Consider the following 1,136-nt stretch of genomic DNA (forward strand, 5'->3'; position numbering starts at 1 on the left):
AGCCTCATCGCCCAGTTCGGCCTTTATCATTGCAAGGGCCTCGGCGATATCTGGCGCCTCAAATCTTCTGATGTTCATGGCCTATGCTTCACCTGATGGCGGCTATCGATTCGAGTTTTACATTCCCTTGTATCTCTGTGTGTGAAAGCACACTGACATTCGGTGCAAATCTGTCGATAAGTTTCTTGAGGTGCCTCCTTATATTCGGGCTAGTAAGTATTACAGCCTGATATCCCTTAGCCGTCGCATCCTCCACCCCTTTTTTGATCGCCTGCGCCAGATGTTGGACTGATGCGGCGTCGAGGGCCAGAAAACTGCCATGCTCAGTCTGTTGGATACCCTTTTTTATCTGTTCTTCTATAGAGAAGTCCATAGTGATGACTGGGAGGGTTCCATTGGCCTTCAGGAATGGTTTTATAATGACCTTACCGAGTCGCTGTCTTACATATTCCGCAAGCACCTCAGGGTCCTTTGTAAAAGGTCCATAATCAGCCAGTGCCTCTACTATCGTGAGAAGGTCTCTTATCGGGACCTTCTCCTTTACCAAACTCTGTAGCACTTTTTGTACCACACCTAATGGGCAGGCGTTTGTCGCCTCCTCCACGGCCTTTGGATAGGTCTTTGCCAGCGTATCAAGGAGTCTCTGCACTTCCTGGCGGCCGAGAAGTTCGTCAGCATTTTGACGGATCACTTCCGCTATGTGTGTAGCCACTACAGCCGATAGATCAACTACGGTATAGCCGGCTATCTGCGCCTCATCTCTTTCCGATTCAGGTATCCAGAGGGCGGGGAGGCCGAATGCCGGCTCTGTCGTCGGGATGCCCTTTATCTCTTTTTTGACATCCCCTGGGTTCATTGCCAGCAGGTGTCCCATCATAAGTTCTCCTCGTGCAGCCTCTACACCTTTGATGAGAATGGAGTATTCACTAGGCTTTAGTTGGAGATTGTCTCTCACATGGAGAGGCGGCACTATTACGCCCATCTCTTGGGCGAATTGACGCCTTATGGATTTGATCCGTTCGAGGAGATCTCCGCCCTGTTCTTCATCGACCAGCGGGATGAGCCCATATCCCATTTCAAGTGCAAGGACGTCTATACTGAGAAGGCGCTCTATCTCCTCGAGGCTGCCTGGTTCG

At 50.6% G+C, this 1,136-nt stretch carries 1 protein-coding gene; it reads right to left on the reverse strand.

What is annotated here, in order from left to right; all coding sequences use genetic code 11:
* Positions 1 to 88: 88 nt before the first annotated feature.
* A partial coding sequence (locus tag ACP5SG_RS09665; protein ID WP_428124102.1) for an FHIPEP family type III secretion protein occupies positions 89 to 1,136 on the reverse strand: 1,048 nt, incomplete at its 5' end.

This window comes from Dissulfurimicrobium sp. (assembly GCF_049968175.1).
GTDB lineage: Bacteria > Desulfobacterota > Dissulfuribacteria > Dissulfuribacterales > Sh68 > Dissulfurimicrobium > Dissulfurimicrobium hydrothermale.